Here is a 16,862-nt window from a genome sequence, read left to right as displayed (position 1 = left end):
CGATCCGTTTGCCGGCTGGGTCAAGAGTCCGGCATGCCCCAGGCATAGGGCGGCCGACGCCTGCGTTTCCTGCGCCAGCCGATGTCGCGCCTGATCTCGGGATCGAGCGCGTCCAGCAGTTCCTCCATGCGGCGTCGTCTGCGCGCGTCGCGGCGGCGCTGTGCGTAGCGGGCAATCATGTCGAACGGGAACATGTCAGCCTCCTTTGAGGGGAGGCGGATAGCGGCGGCCGGTTTCATCTCCACGCCGCCGGGCCGGCCTTTCGTAACCGCCTCAGTCGCGGGTACGCCTTGCCGCGCGTTCCTCGCGCGAGCGCCGGCGCGGTGTTCCGTCGCCCGCTTCGCCTTCGGCAAGCAGCTTTTTCGGTGGAAGCTTCACCGCGGCGGCGAGCTTCGGGAACGGGTCGACCTTGTTCGGCAGCGCCATGGCGTCGATGAACAGCTGCTGGAAATGCGGCTCCAGCGCTGTCTCGATCTTCTCGATCCTGGCGACCTCGCGCTCGATCTCGCGGCGGTGCTCGCGGTTGAGAAGCGCCATCAGCGCGCCGGTGCCGGCCGCGTTGCCCACGGCCTTGACCTCGGCGAGGTCGCAGTCGGGTATGAGGCCCAGCACCATGGCGTATTTCGGGTCGATGAAGGAGCCGAACGCGCCGGCGAAGCGGATCGTGTCGACATGGTCGACGCCCTGCTTCTCCATCAGAAGCTTCACGCCGGCATAGAGCGCCGCCTTGGCGAGCTGGATCGCGCGGACGTCGTTCTGGGTGACTGTGATGCGCGGCTCTCCGTCGCGCAGCAGATAGGAGAAGGTCCGGCCGTTCGGAATGATGCGCGGCGAGCGGGCGGCGAGCGACCCGTCCACCACGCCGTCCTCCGAGATGACGCCCGACAGATACATTTCCGCGACCACCTCGATGATGGCCGAGCCGCAGATGCCGGTCACGCCGGTCGCCTTCGCCGCTTCCTCGAAGCCGCCCTCGTCAGACCACTTGTCGACGCCGATGACGCGATACTTCGGCTCAAGCGTCGCGGGATCGATCCGCACGCGCTCGATCGCACCGGGCGCGGCGCGCTGGCCGGAGGAGATTTCCGCGCCCTCGAAGGCGGGGCCGGTCGGCGAGGAGGCCGCCACGACGCGGGCGCGATTGCCCAGCACGATCTCCGCATTGGTACCCACGTCGACCAGGAGCATCATCCGGTCCTGCCGGTAGGGGCCTTCGGAGAGCGTGGCGCCAGCCGCGTCCGCGCCGACATGGCCGGCGATGCAGGGCAGCATGTAGATGCGCGCGCCGTAGTTCATCTTGATGCCGATGTCGCGCGCCCAGGTATGCACGGCGCCCGAAACGGCGAGCGCAAAGGGCGCCTGGCCGAGTTCGGTCGGATCGATGCCGAGGAACAGGTGGTGCATGATCGGGTTGCCGACGAACACCGCGTCGAGGATGTTGTCCGGGTCGACACCACCCTCCGCGCAGACCTTGCCGATCAGGTCGCTGATCGCGTCGCGCACGGCCTTGGTCATCGCCTCGCGCCCGTCCGGGTTCATCATGACGTAGGACACGCGGCTCATCAGATCCTCGCCGAAGCGGATCTGCGGATTGGATGTGCCGGATGACGCGACGATGCGGCCGGACAGGAGCGAGACCAGATGCATCGCGATCGTGGTCGAGCCGATGTCGCAAGCGATCCCGTAGGCCTCGTTGTGCAGGCCCGGCCACAGCGCGATGATGTTCGGGCGCGAGGCCTCGAGGTCGCGATGGATGGCGGCCGTGACCCCCCAGTTTCCCTTGCGCAGGATCTTCTGCACATCGGGAATCAGGTGCTGCGAGACGAGCAGGTTGTCGAAGCCCCAGTCCTTGCCGAGCATGATCTTCAGCCGGTCGAGGTCACCCAGCGGCTTGTGCATGTCGGGCTCTTCGATCTCGACATAGCAGAGCTGGATCGCCGGATCGCGCTCGATGATCCGGTCGGACGCGGCCTTGCGCACCACCTGCGCATTGACCACCGTATCCTGCGGCACGTCGATGACGAGGTCGCCCTGGATCGTGGCCGAGCAGGACAGGCGCCGGTTCTCGGGCAGGCCGCGCACCCGATCGTAGCGCTCCTCCTTCGGCCCGCGTGGCGAGATGTGGTCATTGGACGAGACGATCTTGTGCTTGGCGAAATTGCCTTCCTGCACCTCGATCTGGCAGCGGCCGCAGGTCGCCCGTCCTCCGCAGACGCTCTCGACATAGACGCCGAGCTGGCGCGCCGCATCGAGCACCGGCGTGCCGACGGGGAAGCGGCCACGCTTACCCGAGGGCATGAACAGGACGAGGGGATCGGTGGGCGAGGCGTTCATGACAATACGCAAGCGATGCGGGCTCGATCTTTAGCCCCGCGACCGCCGCCCTTCGCGGTTACGACCACGAGGCGCTGCGCCCGGATCACGATTGAAATTGATCCATGCCGCGCCGCCCGTGTCCTGATTGAGCAGGAAGTTGGCGGCGCGGATCGCCTCCATTTCCTTGCCGGGCCGAGGCTTTGTCGAGCCGAGGCCGAACAGCTTGACAAAAGTCTCGTCGTCCATGTCCGGCGGCAGCACGATACCTGCTGCCTCGACCTCGGCCTTCTTCTCAGCGATTTTGGTCGGGCCGACCGGCAGCGCCACCGGATTCATGATCGCGCTCGTCATGCCGGCGGCATAGGCCATTGGCAGGAAGGCGTTGTTGATGCCGTGCCTGTTGGGCAGGCCGAACGAGATGTTCGATGCCCCACACGTCGTGTTGACGCCGAGCTCCTCGCGCAGGCGACGCACCAGCGTGAAAACCTGATGGCCGGCAGTCGCCATTGCGCCGATCGGCATGACCAGGGGGTCGACCACGATGTCATGGGCGGGGATACCGAAGTCGGCGGCGCGCTCGACAATCTTCTTCGCCACCGCAAAGCGCACGTCCGGGTCTTCCGAAATTCCGGTGTCATCGTTGGAGATGGCAACCACGGCGACATTGTATTTCTTGACCAGCGGCAGCACTTTTTCGAGCCGCTCTTCCTCGCCCGTCACCGAATTCACGAGCGGGCGGCCCTTGGCGGTCTGAAGGCCAGCTTCGAGCGCGCCGGGAACGGACGAATCGATGCAGATCGGCGTGTCCACTGCCGCCTGCACTGTCTCGATGAGCTTCGGCATCAGCATCGGCTCGACGAAGTTGTTGTCGGCATAGCGCGGGTCCTGCGCCATCATGTTGGAGAAGACTGCGCCCGAATTGACGTCGAGAACGGTCGCACCTGCCTCGGTCTGGGCGACGGCGTCGGATGCCACGCGCGAGAAATCGCCGCGCTCCAGCTCCTCGTTCAGCACCTTGCGGCCGGTCGGATTGATCCGCTCGCCGATCACGCAGAAGGGCTGGTCGAAGCCAATGACGATTTCGCGGGTCGCCGAAGCGACGATCGTGCGGGTCATTCCTGTCTCCTCAAAGGATAGCGGGACTTGTCGGTCGTTCTCATCTGCTGTCAAGCGGCCTCAGTGGCCCACCCGCTCGACGATCTTCTGCGGTGCCTGGTCGGGCGCGTCCTCGCGCAGATGGCGCATACGCTCGGCCACCACGAGTTCGTCGCGCGCGGCCTCGCGGTTCCACGGACGGCGCCCCCGCAGCACGCCGGATTCGCTGACGATCTCCGCGACATATTCCTCCTGCCGGTAGGCCATCACGTGGATGCCGGAGACGCCGGGGATCTCCTTCACCTCGTTGATGATGTCGATGCAGAGCTGCTTGCCTTCCTTCTTCTGGTCCTGCGCGCCTTCCAGCCGCTGGATCACCGTGTCCGGAATATGGATGCCCGGCACGTTGGAGCGGATCCATTTCGCCGTCTTGGCAGAGGCGAGCGGCCCGACGCCGACCAGCAGGAACACCTTGTCCAGCAGGCCGAGGTCGCGGGCCTTGGCCATGAAGGTCTTCATCATCGGCACGTCGAAGCAGTACTGCGTCTGGATGAACTGCGCGCCGGCGGCGATCTTCTTGCCGAGATGGATAGGACGGAAATCGTAGGGTGGTGCGAACGGATTCACCGCGGCTCCGAGAAAGAGCTGCGGCGGTGTCGTCAACTTGCGGCCCGACAGGAACTTGCCGTTGTCGCGCATGATGCGGATCGTTTCGAGCAGCGAACTGGAATCGAGGTCGAACACCGGCTTGGCGCCGGGCTGGTCGCCCGCCTGCACGCCGTCGCCGGTCAGGCACAATATATTGGCCACTCCCATGGCGGCGGCGCCCAGCACGTCGCCCTGGATGGCGATGCGGTTCTTGTCGCGGCAGGCGATCTGCATGATCGGGGCGTAACCCATGCGAGTCAGAAGCGCGCAGATGCCGACGGAGGACATGTGGCAGTTCGCGCCCGACGCATCGACGGCGTTGATGCCGTCCACCCAGCCGTCGAAGATTTTCGCGCGGTTGTAGACGTCCTCGGGATCGGCCGAATCGGGCGGGTTGAGCTCCGTCGTGACCGCGAACTCGCCCCGGCGCAGGATGCGCTCCAGCCGCCCGCGCGAGGTGTGGCCGGGCAGGGGCTCCAGCGGCAGGTGCACGCCGGCCGGGTTCTCGTCGGGCTGCAGGGGCAGGATCGGCGTCATGCGCCGGCTCCCGCGCGGGCCTGGTCCTTCGCCGCGCCTGCCTGCGCCGTCACCCGCAGCCACGCCGAGGTCTCGCGCAGCGACTGGTCCACCGGCTTCTGCAGGTTCAGGATCGCGTCGCCATGGACCATGTTGCGCGAGCCTTCCCAGGCTTTCACCCAGACACAGGGCATGTCGGGCTCGACCTCGCAATTGCCGTTGGCGCGCACGCCGCCGCAGGGGCCGTTGCGCAGCTGCTTGGGGCAGTTCATCGGACAGGACATGCCGGTCGAGGACAGGATGCACTGGCCGCACATGCGGCAGTCGAACATGAAGCCTTTCACCCGCTTCTCGACGAACTTCACCGGCGCCTCGACCCGGCTGTAGCCGATGCCCTTCCACACCGGATGCAAAAGCAGGAAGAGGTCGGCAAAGCGGGCATAGAACCATTCGAGCCCGCGCGAATGGCGGATCGACCAGAGGCGGATCGCGTAGGAGCGCTGCACGCGGCGCTGCGGCGACACGTCGGCTGGCTTGTAGTCGCTCTTCGGCGCCGATTTCTTGACCACGGTCGCCTGCGTGACGCCGACCGGCGCCGAGGGCGGGGTCGCGGCGGCTGCGTCGGACGGCGTTGTCGATGTCAGGGTTTCAGGCATTGTCCCGGCCCCCAGCTTTGGCGAGGGCCACCAGACGGTCGCGGTCGTAGGCGGCTTCGAGCGCGGCCGTCGCCTTGTCTGCCTCGGCTTCCAGCTCGTCGCTGACGGGCACGGGGTCGGCCTTGCGCCATTCGGCGAGATAGGCGTCGGTGTCGCCGGCGCCCGAGCGCATCGCGGCCAGGTCGATCGCTTCCGTAAAGCGCAGCGACAGCTCGCGCTTGGCGGTCTGGCGACCCTTTTTCACGATCACCTGCGCCGGAATGTCCCGCCAGTAGACGACGATCAGATCGGCCATAGGCCTTCCTCCTCGATTGCATCGCGAGCATTGCCGAAAGCACGGACGGGCTGCTTGTTGCGGCACGACGCGGGTGCCTTCAAAAGCGACGCCGTGTTCAGGACGAGTGTCGAGAAGGCGAAACTACCAGATCGCGCCCATGTGCGACCAGACGAAGCCGAGTGCCGCACCCGCCGATCCGATCACCAGCCCGATCACGAGAAGAGCGAAGAGGCCGGCCAGCGCGCCGACGCCCAGCATGACGCCATCGCGCTCCGAGAGCGCGAAGCCGAGCAAGGTGATCGAGAAGGCCGGAAACCAGTTTCCGAGCGGGATAGGCAGCGTCACGATGATCGCCAGGAACAGCGAGATCGCGCCGACGACGCGCTCGCCCTGCTTTGGCCAGAACGGCCAGTAGCGCGGCCGGATGTATTTCTCCAGCCTGGTGAGCCACGGCACGATGCGGTCCATCGCACCGCGGAACTGCGGGCGCGTCAGCGAGATGTTTAAGATGCGCTTCGGCAGCCAGGCGCTGGTCGAACCGTAGAGCATCTGCGCGGCGACGATCAGCAGCGGCAGTCCCAGAATCGCTGACGAGGGCGGCGGCAGCGGGATCAGGTTGATGACCGCGAAGAAGATCAGCAACGTCGCCAGGCTGCGATCGCCGAGCGCGGTGCGGATCTCGGCCACGGTGATCGGGCCGTCGCCCTCCGCCGCGAGGCGTTCGAACAGCGACGACAGGCGTGCCGGCTGCGGGCGCCGCGGCGTCCCAGGCAGAGCCTGCTGCTCGTGTTCGTCCATGCCCTGTCTCACGCCATCCCTCTTGGCACACCCTGTCACAGAATGTGCAAACAGCCGTTAATCCTTGATGACATAGTGCCTCGACCGCCGGAAAAGAACCTCAGCGGCGGAATTCGAGGATGTCGAGCTTCGATTCGTAATAGGGCGCCGGAAACTCGATGCGCCAGGATGTCGGCGACATCAGGAAAGCGTAGCCCGCCTGATCGGTCTCCGGACCTTTGCCGTAGGCCGGAAACGGATCGTCGTTCACAGCAAAGGTGCCGAGATAGGTCTGGCGGAAGTCGCTGTCGGTGAAGAAGCGGCCCTTTGTTTTCTGCGAGCCGGTCAGCTTCGTCAGCGTCCAGCCCGAACCGTCGTCGGTCACCCGGCACTTGAACCAGCCGTAGACGATCAGTTGCGCAAAGCCGCCGGCCTTGATCGTGCGGCACTGCCAGTCGCCCGTCATGTCGAAGCCGGACCAGGACTGCTGGCGCGCGTCGACGACCTTGTCGAGGATCGCGATCTCCTCCGCGCTGCCCCCCTCGCGCGCCTCCTTCAGCGCGTCCGCCCGCGTCGTCTCATAGTTCGCCAGCCTCTCGCGGTCTGCCTTGGTAATCAGGCCTTCGATCTCGCCGGTCGCCCAGGAGGCGGACGGGACGAGGAAGGCGAGGGCGGCAAGCACCAGTCTGCAGCACGTCATTCATCTGCTCCGTTGGGCTGTCCAACGACCAAGGACGAACAATCCGGCGCTTTCATGTTGCCGCGACCGCCCTTGCCAGTGCCGGCGCGAGGTCGCCATATCCCGTCCGCCGCTTTTCATAAGCGAGCCCGAGCATCTTTGCCGCTTTTTCGGCCACCTGCTCGAGCGCCGGATCGTCGGTCTGCGCGAGATAGACCAGCTTCTCGTAGTGGCCGAAATAGTCCTTCGCCAGTTCCGGATGGCGGTCGAGGCCGAGCGGCTTCATGAAGAAGGCGTCGAACTGCCGGCACAGGAAGTCGGTCATGTAGAAGGTCGTCATGTCATCGTCGCCGATCGCCTCGAAGGCGGCCATGCCCTGATAGAAGGCGAAGCAGTGCGGCCCCGCCACCCGCTCGACGCCGTGCTTCTCCAGCACCCGGTCCAGCATTCCACCGGTGCCGCAATCGGCATAGCCGGCCAGGATGTGCTCGTAGCCCTCTGCCTTGGCCTCCACGATCGCCTTGTCCATGGCGGCGGGGATGCGGTCGGGCGTGTAGTGGAAGTCGGCCGGCAGGCAGGTCAGGTCGAGATGATCGAGGCGCAGCTGCGCCTTCACCGCCAGCACCTCGCGGGCGATCATCCCGCAGGCGATGACGAGAATGCGCTCGGCCCTCTTGCTTCTGTCCGTCGCCACCGTAGGGAACCCAACGCCCTCGCGATCATTGCACAACGGCAGATACATAAGCCAAGCGAGAGTGGATTTCCATGAATGCCATGATGAGAGTGTCGATGCTCGTCCTGATCTTCGCCGTCGGCCTGTCCGCCTGCGCCAATACCGTGCGCGGCGTGGGCAGGGATGTGCGGGAGACCGCTGAGGCGGTCGAGGACTCCGTGGACTGACGACAACCCCGGCTGCCTGCGTCGCTCCGGTAGTCGCCTTCAGGTTGCCGGTCACGCAAATCGTTAACAGCTTCTCAAGCAACGCCCCTTAGTCTTGGCGGCGTGAAAAGGCTGGATGCGATGTCGTCTCTGGATGATACGGGCCTGACCAAGGCTTCCGTCGCGCACCGCTGGCTGGTGGCTTTCGCCGTCGTCGGGCTGATCGTCTGTGTGGCGGCGCTGTTCGGCATCCTGACGCGACCCGTAGGCTTCCTGGCCGCATTCTGGCCGGCAAATGCCGTCCTGCTCGGCCTTATGGTGCGCAAGCCGGAATTCGCGACCCCGGCCGGCTGGATCGGTGGGTTCTGCGGCTACATGGCCGCTGACCTCGTCACCGGCGGCGAGATATTCATCACCTTCTGGCTCACCGCCGCCAACCTGACCGGCGCGATAACCGGCGTGCTTTTGTTCCGGGTAATGGAGGAGGACGACCGGCAGCTGAGGCGCCCTCAGGCGGTGCTGTTCATGTTCGCGATCTGCGTCATCGCCGCGGCGGCGAGCGCGCTGGTCGGGGGAGGGGCGGCACGGGTCCTGTTCGACCGTGATTTCTTCACCGGACTGGAGTTCTGGTTCACCACCGAACTCGTCAACAGCCTGCTCATTCTGCCTCCGATTCTGGCCTTCCCCGACCTCGGAGGCCCTACGCCCCGCAGATCATTCCTGAAACTCGTCCGCCGGGCGAATTTCTGGACGGTCGGGCCCCTCGCGGCGGTCGTAGCGTCCGCGCTGGGGGAAATGGCCGTCGGCGGGCCGGGCGCGATCGGCTTCGCGCTGCCTGCGCTCCTGTGGTGCGCGCTGACCTACAGCGTGTTTGCCACCGCCGTCATCTCGCTCCTCTTCTGCTCGGCGCTGCTCATGGGCGTGTCGGCCGGCCTGGTCGTGGTTCCCATGGCCGGCGACCTCTTGTCGTCCATGTCCTCCTTCAGGCTGGGCGTTGCGATCATCTCGCTCGGTCCTCTCACCGTCGCCTCCGTCGATGCTGCTCGCAACGAGCTGGTGACAAAGCTCTCGCACCTGGTCAATCACGACGTCCTGACCGGCGTGATGTCGCGCGGCGCCTTCCTCGCGCGCGGCAACCAGCTCGTCGCGCAATGCCGCGCCAGCGGGCGCCCGGTCTGCGCGCTGATGATGGACATCGACCACTTCAAGAGCGTGAACGACCGCTTCGGCCATTCGACCGGAGACCGCGTCATCGCCCACTTCGCCTCCACGGTCTCGGAGCAGCTGGGGGAGGGCGCCTTGCTCGGGCGCCTGGGCGGCGAAGAGTTCTCCGCGCTGCTTCCAGATGCGACGATCGCCGAGGCGGTCGCGATCGCCGAGCGGGCGCGAAAGGCGGTCGCGGCGGCCTTCCAGTCCGACGGTCTCGGCGTTCTGCCCGACATATCGGCCAGCTTCGGTGTGTCCGACGGCGGCGGGCAGGCCGATCTCGCGCACATGCTCGCGGCGGCGGACAACTCGCTCTACGTCGCCAAGAGCGACGGCCGCAATCGCGTCGTGGCCGGAACGGCAAACGCCACGCTGCCCGCGCCGAAGCGCAGGCGCCATCGCACCTAGCGGGACAGGACGGCGCGGAGGGGCCCGCTCACGCCGTGGCGCGCTGGTTGTGCTTGCGCTTCATGAAATCCTTGGCGGTCTCGACCGCCACGGCAGCGTCGCGGCAGTAGGCATCGGCGCCCACGGCCTTGCCGAACTCCTCGTTGAGCGGCGCGCCGCCGACGAGCACGACGTAGTCGTCGCGGATGCCCTTTTCCTTCAGCGTGTCGATCACGACCTTCATGTAGGGCATGGTGGTGGTGAGCAGCGCCGACATGCCGAGGATGTCGGGCTTCTCGCGCTCGATCGCTTCCAGATATTTCTCGACCGGATTATTGATGCCGAGGTCGACGACGTCGAAACCGGCGCCCTCCATCATCATGCCGACGAGGTTCTTGCCAATGTCGTGGATGTCGCCCTTGACGGTGCCGATCACCAGCTTGCCCTGCTTCGGCGCGCCGGTGGCGGCCAGCAGCGGGCGCAGGATATGCATCCCGGCCTTCATCGCATTCGCGGACAGCAGCACCTCCGGCACGAACAGGATGCCGTCGCGGAAATCCTCGCCGACGATGCGCATGCCCTCGACCAGCGCCTCGGTCAGCACCTTGTAGGGCGCCCAGCCGCGCTCGAGCAGGATGTTCGTGCCTTCCTCGATCTCTTCCTTCAGCCCGTCATAGAGGTCGTCATGCATCTGCTGCACGAGTTCGTCGTCGGAAAGCTCGGAGAGAATGATCTCGTCGTCGGACATTGCCGGGGCTCCAGGTGAGATGCGAACGAAGGGACTTCCGTCCGCTCGAACTTCGTGAGCATATCTATTCCGCAATCGGCGTCGCCGCATAGCTGATTTGCGACGCCGTGCAAAACGAAAGCGACTGGAATTCAGCAGCTTGCCGTGTCGATTTTGCGACACGGTCCGGCGTTTGCAAGACGGTTCGTCCAAGGACCATGATTACGATCCGCCGACAAGCGGCGTTGCGGCCGCAGCCTTCATTCAGGGAAGAACGACGATGAGCGATCCGGCGGCAGTTGAGCTCGGGACGGGCGAGCAGGAGACGGGCGGACCCCGGCGCGGGCGCGGCGATCGCGCGGGCGGGGGTGCTGCTGCCCGCCGCGCGGCACGCTCCGGCGGCGGCCCCGGCCAGCAGCTCACTTATATCAGGCGCGAGATTCCGCTCTACGAGGTGCTGAACGAGGAAGGGCTCGCCCTCATCGAGAAGAACGCCGACACGGTGCTCGAAGAGGTCGGCATCATCTTCCGCGACGATCCCGAGACACTCGCGCTCTGGAAGGACGCCGGCGCCGACGTGCGCGGCGACCGGGTGCATTTCCCGAAAGGCCTGCCGCGCTCGCTGCTCAAGACCGCGCCGTCGGTCTACACCCAGCATGCGCGCAATCCCGAGCGCTCCGTCCAGATCGGCGGCAACGCCACCGTCTTCGCGCCGGTCTACGGCCCGCCCTTCGTGCGCGACCTCGACGGCAACCGCCGCTACGCGACGATCGAGGATTTCCGCAATTTCGTGAAGCTCGCCTACATGGCGCCGTCGATCCACCATTCGGGCGGCACGGTCTGCGAGCCGGTCGACGTGCCGGTGAACAAGCGCCATCTCGACATGATCTATTCCCACATCAAGTATTCCGACAAACCCTTCATGGGCTCGGTCACCGCGCCCGAGCGTGCGGAAGACACGGTGGCGATGGCCAAGCTCGTCTTCGGCGACGACTTCGTCGAGAACAACACGGTGCTGACCTCGCTCATCAACGCCAACTCGCCGATGGTGTTCGACGACACCATGCTCGGCGCTCTCAAGGTCTATGCCCGCCACAACCAGGCCTGCATCGTCACGCCCTTCATCCTCGCCGGCGCAATGAGCCCGGTGACGGTCGCCGGCACGCTGACACAGGTGCTGGCCGAGGTGCTGGCGGGTGCATCGGTGACGCAGCTCGTGCGCCCCGGTGCTCCGGTCCTGTTCGGCACCTTCGCCTCGTCGATCTCGATGCAGTCGGGCGCGCCGACCTTCGGCACGCCGGAGCCGTCGCTGGTCTCCTATGGCGCCGCCCAGCTCGCCCGACGTCTCGGCCTGCCGTTCCGCACCGGCGGCTCGCTCTGCGCCTCCAAGATCCCGGACGCGCAGGCGGCCTACGAGAGCGCCAACACGCTGAACTCCACCATCCTCGCCGGCACCAATTTCGTGCTGCACGCGGCCGGCTGGCTCGAGGGCGGGCTGGCCTCCTGCTACGAGAAGTTCATGATGGACATCGACCAGCTCGGCATGCAGCAGAAGTTCGCGCAAGGCGTCGACCTGTCGGAGAACGGCCAGGCGATGGACGCGATCCGCCAGGTCGGGCCGGGCAGCCACTATCTCGGCTGCGACCACACGCAGGCCAATTTCCAGACCGCGTTCTACCGCTCCTCGATCGCCGACAACAATTCGTTCGAGCAGTGGGAAGCCGAAGGCTCCAAGCCCGCCCACCAGCGCGCCAACGAACTCGCCCGCCGCTGGCTCGAAACCTACGAGGCCCCGGCGCTCGACCAGGGCATCGACGAGGCGCTGCTGGCCTTCATCCGCCAGAAGAAGGAGTCGATGCCCGACGCCTTTACGTGAAGCGAGCCCGATTCAGGCGGGGCTAAAGTCGCCAAGATCATCCACGACGAAGTCTGGCGCAGCGCGGTCAGGGGCTGAGCTGGGCGGTCTTTCTTGTCGCAATAGATGCGCCGAAATTGACCACCTCTTCGTGGAGGCTTAAGCTGATTGATGAGGTGATCCATGTCCGACCGCATCAATGCCCGATTGTCAGCACCGCTCGCAGAGTTTGTCGACCGGATGGTCGGCGAGGACGGTCTCTATGAGACGCCCAGCGAATATATTCGGGACCTCATCCGTCGAGACATGGAGCGACGCGAAGGTCAGATGGCGCAGGACGCGATCCTGGCCGGCTACCATGATCTTGCTGCGGGTCGCGTCTTCCGGTCTACGGGAGATTTCGCTTCCGACATGGATGTTCTGGATCGAGCTGAGGCCGACGGCTGGCGATGACCTCGCGGCCTGCGGTCCACCTGACGCGTCGCGCGGCGCTGGACCTGCAGAAAATCTACCGTCGATCCTTGGCCGAATGGGGCCAGGACGTCGCCAAACGCTATATGCACGATCTCTACCTTGCCATGAATCGCGCCGCTATCGAACCGGAAAGCGGCCGACTGCGTCATATCCGCTCCGCTCCATTCATGATGGTCGCCGCACGCAGGCACTTCATTGTCTACGACCCCCTGAACGACGGCATCGTCGTACTGACCGTTTTGCATCAGGTGCGTGATATCGAAACCCTAATTCTGGAAATGTCGCCGTCTCTTTTCCTTGAGATCAGTCGGCTGAAGAGTGGTTCGTGAACCGATTGCCTGCTGGACGAGTCGTCCGGCATTGCTTCGAATTTCCCCCGTAGTCGATAGGAAGAATACCGAAATGCCCACACGTCATCTTTCCATAACGACCACCGGCGGCGCCTGCCAGGCGACGCTGTTCGCGCCGGCCGGAGCATCTTCCGGTCCCGCCATCATCCTCTACATGGACGCCTTCGGGCCACGCCCCGCTATGGACCTGATGGCGGAACGGTTGGCGGGGCAGGGCTATGCCGTGCTGGTGCCCGACCTGTTCTACCGCTTCGGCGCCTATGGTCCGTTCGATGCGAAGACGGCCTTTTCCAACGCCGAGACAGCGCAGTTGCTGCGCAGGATGATCACCGAGACGACGCAGGCGATGACGGCGGCCGACACCAGCCATTTCCTCGACGCGCTGGCGGAGGAGGGGTTTTCCGGCAAGGCCGGCACGGTCGGTTATTGCATGGGCGGCGGCCGCGCGCTCAACGCGGCGGCGGCCCATCCCGACCGCATCGTCGCGGCGGCGAGCCTGCATGGCGGCAACCTTGCCAGCGACGCACCCGACAGCCCGGCCGCCAACGCCGCGAAGATCAAGGCGCGCGTCTATGTTGGTGTCGCCGGCGTCGACGGCAGCTTCCCGCCCGAACAGTCGGCCCGCCTGGCGCAGGCGTTCCGCGAGGCGGAGGTCGACCACCTGGTCGAGAACTATGTCGGCATGAAGCACGGCTGGTGCGTGCCGGACCATTCCGTCTACGACGACGCCGGCGCCGAGCGGCACTGGAAGCGGCTGGCAACGCTGTTCGACGAGACGCTGCGGGAGTAGGTCGGCGGGGGGAGACAGAGGTCTTGCGAGGTACGGATCAGCCTTCCGGTGGATCGATTTTCGCCTGCCCGTTCGTAACCCTTTGTCCAACTTAGAGATTCTCACAGCCGAAACTTTTTCCATCCCCACCCCTGCCAGCATGCCCGAAACTATGTCCGGTCAAACGGGAGCCGGCGATGGGCTGGAGGGCGAAGGCGGGGAGGCAACAGGCGTTAAAGGCGAGGATCGTCATGCGCCTGTTCTCGATCGCCGACATGGCCGAACAGGCCGCCGGCCGCTCGTTCTGGGTCCGCTGGTGCGTGCTGTGGGCCGCCTGGCAGGCGAATACGCTGCTGAGCGCCTATGTCGAAGGCACGCTCCGCAGCTTCGCCCGCAGACCCTGGACGCCCGTCCCGATGCCGGCCGGCTTCGGCAGCCATCCCTTCGATGCGGAGGACATCGCGGACTCTCTCAGGGCATTCGGGCTCTACATGCGGGCCATCGCGGCGCATCTGTGCCGCCTGTCGTTCCTGCATCGGGGGCAGGCGTCAGACGAGGCCGGGAATGAGGGCGCGACGCACTGCGCCGGTCTCCGGCGCTTGGCGAATGCGGTTGTCTCGCCGGTCGAGCTGCGTGACACGTCCTAAAAGGAGCGCATGTCCTTCTCCCCTTGTGGGAGAAGGTGGATCGGTTCGCCGGACGCGAATTGGAAGGTCCAGTGGGCCTTCCAAAGGGTGCGAACGCCCGGAGCCATGGCGGAGGGCTGGAAGGAATGAGGCGTCGTCGGAAAAATACCGGCCGCGCCCGCGTCCGCGCGCCATGATTCATGCAGGATATTCGTCTTCGATTCCGATATCGAATAGTCTCTGAGGAGATGCTGACACAGCATGATCGCCGAGATATCCAGCCAGCTCGCCGGCAACGGCCTGATCCTGCGCGGTGGGTTCGCCTTCGCGCCGGGAGAGGAGGCGTTTGCCGGGGCGCGGGCGGTGCTGCTCGTCGGGCATGGCGGGCCGACGATCTGGCCGCATTTCGACGCATGGCGGGAGGGACAGCCGCCGGACCTTGCTGATCCGCTCGACACCTGGTCGCGCGAGGTGATCGGCGAGGTCGCCGTCCGGCTCGGCGCCCGTGCGGTCTCGCCCTCCGACCGTCCTTATCTGCCATTCCAGCAATGGGCGATACGGGCCGAAGGGCTGAGGCCGTCGCCGCTCGGCATCCTCATGCATCCAAAGTTCGGCCTGTGGCATGCCTATCGCGGCGCGCTGCTGTTTACGGATCCGGACACGGCCCGGGAGATCGGGGAGGCCATGCGACCGGCTCATGCACCGATTCACCTGTGCGACGGATGCGACGGAAAGCCCTGCCTGAAATCCTGTCCGGTCGATGCCTATTCGAACGACGGCTTCGCCTATGAAGCCTGCCTTGCGCATGTGCGCTCCCCGCGCGGAGCGGCTTGCAGGCAGCATGGCTGCCTCGACCGAAACGCCTGCCCGTATGGCGCGGGCTACCGCTATCCGGCGGCGCAGCAGGTTTTCCATATGCGGGCCTTCATCGGCGATGAGGTCAACTGAAGTCAGTAGCCGCCAACGATCGGCAGGATCTCGCCGGTGATGTAACTCGACATCTGCGGCGAGGCCAGGAACACATAGGCCGGCGCGATCTCCTCGGGCTGCGCCGGACGTTTCATGGGCGTCTGCGACCCGAATTGCGACACGTCCTGCGCCTCCTTCTCCGACGGGTTGAGCGGCGTCCAGACCGGGCCCGGCGCCACGCAGTTCACGCGGATGCCCTTGCCGACCAGGTTGCCGGCGAGCGCGCGGGTGAAAGCGTGGATGCCGCCCTTGGTCATCGAATAGTCGACGAGTTCCTTCGATCCCTCGATACCCGTCACCGACCCGGTATTGATGATCGCCGAGCCCGGCCCGAGATGCGGCAGCGCAGCCTTGGCCATATGGAAATAGCCGTAAAGGTTGGTCTTCAGCGTCGTGTCGAAATGCTCTTCGGTCAGATCCTCGAAGTCGCTCGAATGGATCTGGAACGCGGCATTGTTGACGAGGATGTCGAGCCGGCCCAGTTCCTTGACCGTCTTCGCCACCGCCTTCTCACAGAAGGCGCGCTCCGACACGTCGCCAGGAATGAGGATCGCTCGCCGGCCCTCCTTCTCGACGGCGGCCTTCGTCGTATTCGCGTCCTCGTCCTCAGTGAGATAGGCAATCGCCACGTCTGCCCCCTCGCGGGCGAACAGCACGGCGACCGCTCGCCCGATGCCGGAATCGCCGCCAGTGATCAGCGCCACCTTGCCCTTCAATTTCTCCGAGCCCTTGTAGAACGGCGCGTCGTACATCGGCGCGGGCTCGATCCTGTGCTCCATGCCCGGCTTGGGATGATGCTGTTTCGGAAAGGGCGGAACGGGATATTCGCGCGCGCCGGCCTGCATCGGCCTCGGCTTGCCGTTCGACTTGGCGCGGTCGTCGGCGTCGACCTTCCTCTGGATGCTGCGCTGCTTTTCGGCTTCGTTTCGGGCGGCTGTCGCGGACATCATATGGCTCCTTTGGTTTGGAACCAGAACCCACAAGGGAGCGAAAGGTTCGCCGGAAATTCGGTCCTCGGTCGTCGATGCAGAAAATGCCGAAAAATTTCCCTGCTCACCCAAGGAATGCCCTATTGGCCTCGTCCAAGGAACAGACATGGCCTTGGCTACGGACGACACCGGCGCGCCGGATGAGGAGCTGATCGCGCACGCGAAAGCGGGCGACCGTGATGCATTCGCCGAACTGGTCGGGCGGCACTACGATTTCGTCTTCCGCGTCGCGTGGAAATGGTGCGGGCACAAAGCCGATGCGGAGGACATTGCGCAGGAGGTCTGCGCGCGGCTCGGCCGGTCGATCCGTTCCTTTGCGGGGCAGGGCGCGTTCACCACCTGGCTCTACGCGCTCACGTTGAACGTCGCGCGCGATCACGGCCGCAAGGTAATGCGCGAGAGCCGCAAGGCCGCTGCCTTCGGGGTGCATGCGGCGGCGTTCGGCGAGGCGATGCCCGAACCTGACGAGCGCCCCGACGCGCTGTGGGACGCGGTGCGCAAGCTGCCGGACAAGCAGCGCGAGGCGGTGCTCCTCGTCTATAGCGAGGACCTGTCGCATGGCGATGCGGCCGAGATCATGGGATGCGCCGAGCCGACGGTCTCCTGGCACATCCACGAAGCGAAGAAACGGCTGAAGGTGCTGGTCGCCCAGGCCGGGGAAGCGTGA

General features: G+C 65.6%; 20 protein-coding genes. 9 read left to right on the top strand and 11 right to left on the bottom strand.

Translation table 11 applies throughout. The features are described from left to right. Positions 1-20: 20 nt before the first annotated feature. From B9Z03_RS29895 to B9Z03_RS19840, 9 genes are all read right to left on the bottom strand, one after another. A complete protein-coding gene (locus B9Z03_RS29895) occupies positions 21-194 on the bottom strand; it encodes a hypothetical protein (protein WP_176247564.1) in 174 nt (57 codons plus the stop codon). Between the two features lie 79 nt (positions 195-273). After that, a complete protein-coding gene (locus B9Z03_RS19875) occupies positions 274-2,334 on the bottom strand; it encodes an ASKHA domain-containing protein (protein ID WP_085465789.1) in 2,061 nt (686 codons plus the stop codon). Between the two features lie 30 nt (positions 2,335-2,364). After that, positions 2,365-3,432: a methyltetrahydrofolate cobalamin methyltransferase gene (locus B9Z03_RS19870; RefSeq protein ID WP_085465788.1), complete on the bottom strand. Its 1,068-nt coding sequence runs from the start codon at positions 3,430-3,432 to the stop codon at positions 2,365-2,367. A 60-nt stretch (positions 3,433-3,492) separates the two neighbouring features. Beyond that, positions 3,493-4,596, bottom strand: a complete 1,104-nt coding sequence (locus B9Z03_RS19865; protein ID WP_176247563.1) for a methylenetetrahydrofolate reductase — start codon at positions 4,594-4,596, stop codon at positions 3,493-3,495. Beyond that, positions 4,593-5,231 (bottom strand): methylenetetrahydrofolate reductase C-terminal domain-containing protein, encoded by a 639-nt coding sequence (locus tag B9Z03_RS19860; protein ID WP_085465787.1) that lies wholly within the window; start codon positions 5,229-5,231, stop codon positions 4,593-4,595. Before B9Z03_RS19860 ends, B9Z03_RS19865 begins: the two co-directional genes overlap by 4 nt. Continuing rightward, positions 5,224-5,526, bottom strand: coding sequence for a virulence factor (locus tag B9Z03_RS19855; protein WP_085465786.1), 303 nt, complete (start codon positions 5,524-5,526; stop codon positions 5,224-5,226). The genes B9Z03_RS19860 and B9Z03_RS19855 overlap by 8 nt, the downstream gene beginning before the upstream one ends. 123 nt (positions 5,527-5,649) lie before the next feature. Beyond that, complete coding sequence (locus B9Z03_RS19850; protein ID WP_085465785.1) at positions 5,650-6,306, bottom strand: exopolysaccharide biosynthesis protein; 657 nt, start codon at positions 6,304-6,306, stop codon at positions 5,650-5,652. A gap of 100 nt (positions 6,307-6,406) precedes the next feature. Next, positions 6,407-6,985 carry a DUF4893 domain-containing protein gene (locus B9Z03_RS19845; protein ID WP_085465784.1) on the bottom strand — a complete coding sequence of 193 codons (579 nt, stop codon included), beginning with the start codon at positions 6,983-6,985 and terminating at the stop codon, positions 6,407-6,409. A 52-nt stretch (positions 6,986-7,037) separates the two neighbouring features. Next, complete coding sequence (locus B9Z03_RS19840; protein ID WP_244561927.1) at positions 7,038-7,604, bottom strand: DUF1638 domain-containing protein; 567 nt, start codon at positions 7,602-7,604, stop codon at positions 7,038-7,040. Between the two features lie 149 nt (positions 7,605-7,753). Here B9Z03_RS19840 and B9Z03_RS19835 point away from each other — a divergent pair, with 149 nt between their 5' ends. Continuing rightward, complete coding sequence (locus B9Z03_RS19835; RefSeq protein WP_244561792.1) at positions 7,754-7,864, top strand: EncA/B family entericidin; 111 nt, start codon at positions 7,754-7,756, stop codon at positions 7,862-7,864. 120 nt (positions 7,865-7,984) lie between these two features. Then, positions 7,985-9,457 carry a GGDEF domain-containing protein gene (locus tag B9Z03_RS19830; protein WP_085465781.1) on the top strand — a complete coding sequence of 491 codons (1,473 nt, stop codon included), beginning with the start codon at positions 7,985-7,987 and terminating at the stop codon, positions 9,455-9,457. 28 nt (positions 9,458-9,485) lie between these two features. Here the strand turns inward: B9Z03_RS19830 and B9Z03_RS19825 are convergent, their stop codons facing one another. After that, positions 9,486-10,184, bottom strand: coding sequence for a corrinoid protein (locus tag B9Z03_RS19825; RefSeq protein WP_085465780.1), 699 nt, complete (start codon positions 10,182-10,184; stop codon positions 9,486-9,488). A 259-nt stretch (positions 10,185-10,443) separates the two neighbouring features. Here B9Z03_RS19825 and B9Z03_RS19820 point away from each other — a divergent pair, with 259 nt between their 5' ends. The 6 genes from B9Z03_RS19820 to B9Z03_RS19790 all read left to right on the top strand — a co-directional run bounded on the left by B9Z03_RS19820 (position 10,444) and on the right by B9Z03_RS19790 (position 15,185). Continuing rightward, positions 10,444-12,039 (top strand): trimethylamine methyltransferase family protein, encoded by a 1,596-nt coding sequence (locus B9Z03_RS19820; RefSeq protein ID WP_085465779.1) that lies wholly within the window; start codon positions 10,444-10,446, stop codon positions 12,037-12,039. 162 nt (positions 12,040-12,201) lie between these two features. Beyond that, positions 12,202-12,471, top strand: a complete 270-nt coding sequence (locus tag B9Z03_RS19815; protein WP_085465778.1) for a ribbon-helix-helix domain-containing protein — start codon at positions 12,202-12,204, stop codon at positions 12,469-12,471. After that, positions 12,468-12,821 (top strand): type II toxin-antitoxin system RelE/ParE family toxin, encoded by a 354-nt coding sequence (locus B9Z03_RS19810; RefSeq protein WP_085465777.1) that lies wholly within the window; start codon positions 12,468-12,470, stop codon positions 12,819-12,821. Before B9Z03_RS19815 ends, B9Z03_RS19810 begins: the two co-directional genes overlap by 4 nt. Before the next feature lie 73 nt (positions 12,822-12,894). Then, complete coding sequence (locus tag B9Z03_RS19805; protein ID WP_085465776.1) at positions 12,895-13,632, top strand: dienelactone hydrolase family protein; 738 nt, start codon at positions 12,895-12,897, stop codon at positions 13,630-13,632. Between the two features lie 176 nt (positions 13,633-13,808). After that, positions 13,809-14,258, top strand: coding sequence for a hypothetical protein (locus B9Z03_RS19800; protein WP_139832338.1), 450 nt, complete (start codon positions 13,809-13,811; stop codon positions 14,256-14,258). 240 nt (positions 14,259-14,498) lie between these two features. After that, positions 14,499-15,185, top strand: coding sequence for a 4Fe-4S dicluster domain-containing protein (locus B9Z03_RS19790; RefSeq protein WP_085465773.1), 687 nt, complete (start codon positions 14,499-14,501; stop codon positions 15,183-15,185). A gap of 2 nt (positions 15,186-15,187) precedes the next feature. Here the strand turns inward: B9Z03_RS19790 and B9Z03_RS19785 are convergent, their stop codons facing one another. Next, positions 15,188-16,153: an SDR family oxidoreductase gene (locus tag B9Z03_RS19785; RefSeq protein ID WP_432417008.1), complete on the bottom strand. Its 966-nt coding sequence runs from the start codon at positions 16,151-16,153 to the stop codon at positions 15,188-15,190. Between the two features lie 148 nt (positions 16,154-16,301). On the opposite strand from B9Z03_RS19785, the gene B9Z03_RS19780 reads away from it, so the two are divergent. After that, positions 16,302-16,862 carry an RNA polymerase sigma factor gene (locus B9Z03_RS19780; protein ID WP_085465771.1) on the top strand — a complete coding sequence of 187 codons (561 nt, stop codon included), beginning with the start codon at positions 16,302-16,304 and terminating at the stop codon, positions 16,860-16,862.

The organism is Mesorhizobium australicum (genome assembly GCF_900177325.1).
Lineage (GTDB): Bacteria > Pseudomonadota > Alphaproteobacteria > Rhizobiales > Rhizobiaceae > Mesorhizobium_A > Mesorhizobium_A australicum_A.
Note: the sequence above shows the minus strand (reverse complement) of the source record. Positions and strands in the feature narration are given on the sequence as shown.

What these genes read in the sequence shown, in the direction of transcription:
- B9Z03_RS19835 (WP_244561792.1), top strand. Translation starts at nt 7,754, where the DNA reads ATGCTCGTCCTGATCTTCGCCGTCGGCCTGTCCGCCTGCGCCAATACC.
- B9Z03_RS29895 (WP_176247564.1), bottom strand. Translation starts at nt 194, where the DNA reads ATGTTCCCGTTCGACATGATTGCCCGCTACGCACAGCGCCGCCGCGAC.
- B9Z03_RS19840 (WP_244561927.1), bottom strand. Translation starts at nt 7,604, where the DNA reads ATGATCGCCCGCGAGGTGCTGGCGGTGAAGGCGCAGCTGCGCCTCGAT.
- B9Z03_RS19815 (WP_085465778.1), top strand. Translation starts at nt 12,202, where the DNA reads ATGTCCGACCGCATCAATGCCCGATTGTCAGCACCGCTCGCAGAGTTT.
- B9Z03_RS19790 (WP_085465773.1), top strand. Translation starts at nt 14,499, where the DNA reads ATGATCGCCGAGATATCCAGCCAGCTCGCCGGCAACGGCCTGATCCTG.
- B9Z03_RS19830 (WP_085465781.1), top strand. Translation starts at nt 7,985, where the DNA reads ATGTCGTCTCTGGATGATACGGGCCTGACCAAGGCTTCCGTCGCGCAC.
- B9Z03_RS19785 (WP_432417008.1), bottom strand. Translation starts at nt 16,153, where the DNA reads ATGTCCGCGACAGCCGCCCGAAACGAAGCCGAAAAGCAGCGCAGCATC.
- B9Z03_RS19855 (WP_085465786.1), bottom strand. Translation starts at nt 5,526, where the DNA reads ATGGCCGATCTGATCGTCGTCTACTGGCGGGACATTCCGGCGCAGGTG.
- B9Z03_RS19865 (WP_176247563.1), bottom strand. Translation starts at nt 4,596, where the DNA reads ATGACGCCGATCCTGCCCCTGCAGCCCGACGAGAACCCGGCCGGCGTG.
- B9Z03_RS19810 (WP_085465777.1), top strand. Translation starts at nt 12,468, where the DNA reads ATGACCTCGCGGCCTGCGGTCCACCTGACGCGTCGCGCGGCGCTGGAC.
- B9Z03_RS19875 (WP_085465789.1), bottom strand. Translation starts at nt 2,334, where the DNA reads ATGAACGCCTCGCCCACCGATCCCCTCGTCCTGTTCATGCCCTCGGGT.
- B9Z03_RS19870 (WP_085465788.1), bottom strand. Translation starts at nt 3,432, where the DNA reads ATGACCCGCACGATCGTCGCTTCGGCGACCCGCGAAATCGTCATTGGC.
- B9Z03_RS19860 (WP_085465787.1), bottom strand. Translation starts at nt 5,231, where the DNA reads ATGCCTGAAACCCTGACATCGACAACGCCGTCCGACGCAGCCGCCGCG.
- B9Z03_RS19820 (WP_085465779.1), top strand. Translation starts at nt 10,444, where the DNA reads ATGAGCGATCCGGCGGCAGTTGAGCTCGGGACGGGCGAGCAGGAGACG.
- B9Z03_RS19800 (WP_139832338.1), top strand. Translation starts at nt 13,809, where the DNA reads ATGGGCTGGAGGGCGAAGGCGGGGAGGCAACAGGCGTTAAAGGCGAGG.
- B9Z03_RS19825 (WP_085465780.1), bottom strand. Translation starts at nt 10,184, where the DNA reads ATGTCCGACGACGAGATCATTCTCTCCGAGCTTTCCGACGACGAACTC.
- B9Z03_RS19805 (WP_085465776.1), top strand. Translation starts at nt 12,895, where the DNA reads ATGCCCACACGTCATCTTTCCATAACGACCACCGGCGGCGCCTGCCAG.
- B9Z03_RS19850 (WP_085465785.1), bottom strand. Translation starts at nt 6,306, where the DNA reads ATGGACGAACACGAGCAGCAGGCTCTGCCTGGGACGCCGCGGCGCCCG.
- B9Z03_RS19845 (WP_085465784.1), bottom strand. Translation starts at nt 6,985, where the DNA reads ATGACGTGCTGCAGACTGGTGCTTGCCGCCCTCGCCTTCCTCGTCCCG.
- B9Z03_RS19780 (WP_085465771.1), top strand. Translation starts at nt 16,302, where the DNA reads ATGGCCTTGGCTACGGACGACACCGGCGCGCCGGATGAGGAGCTGATC.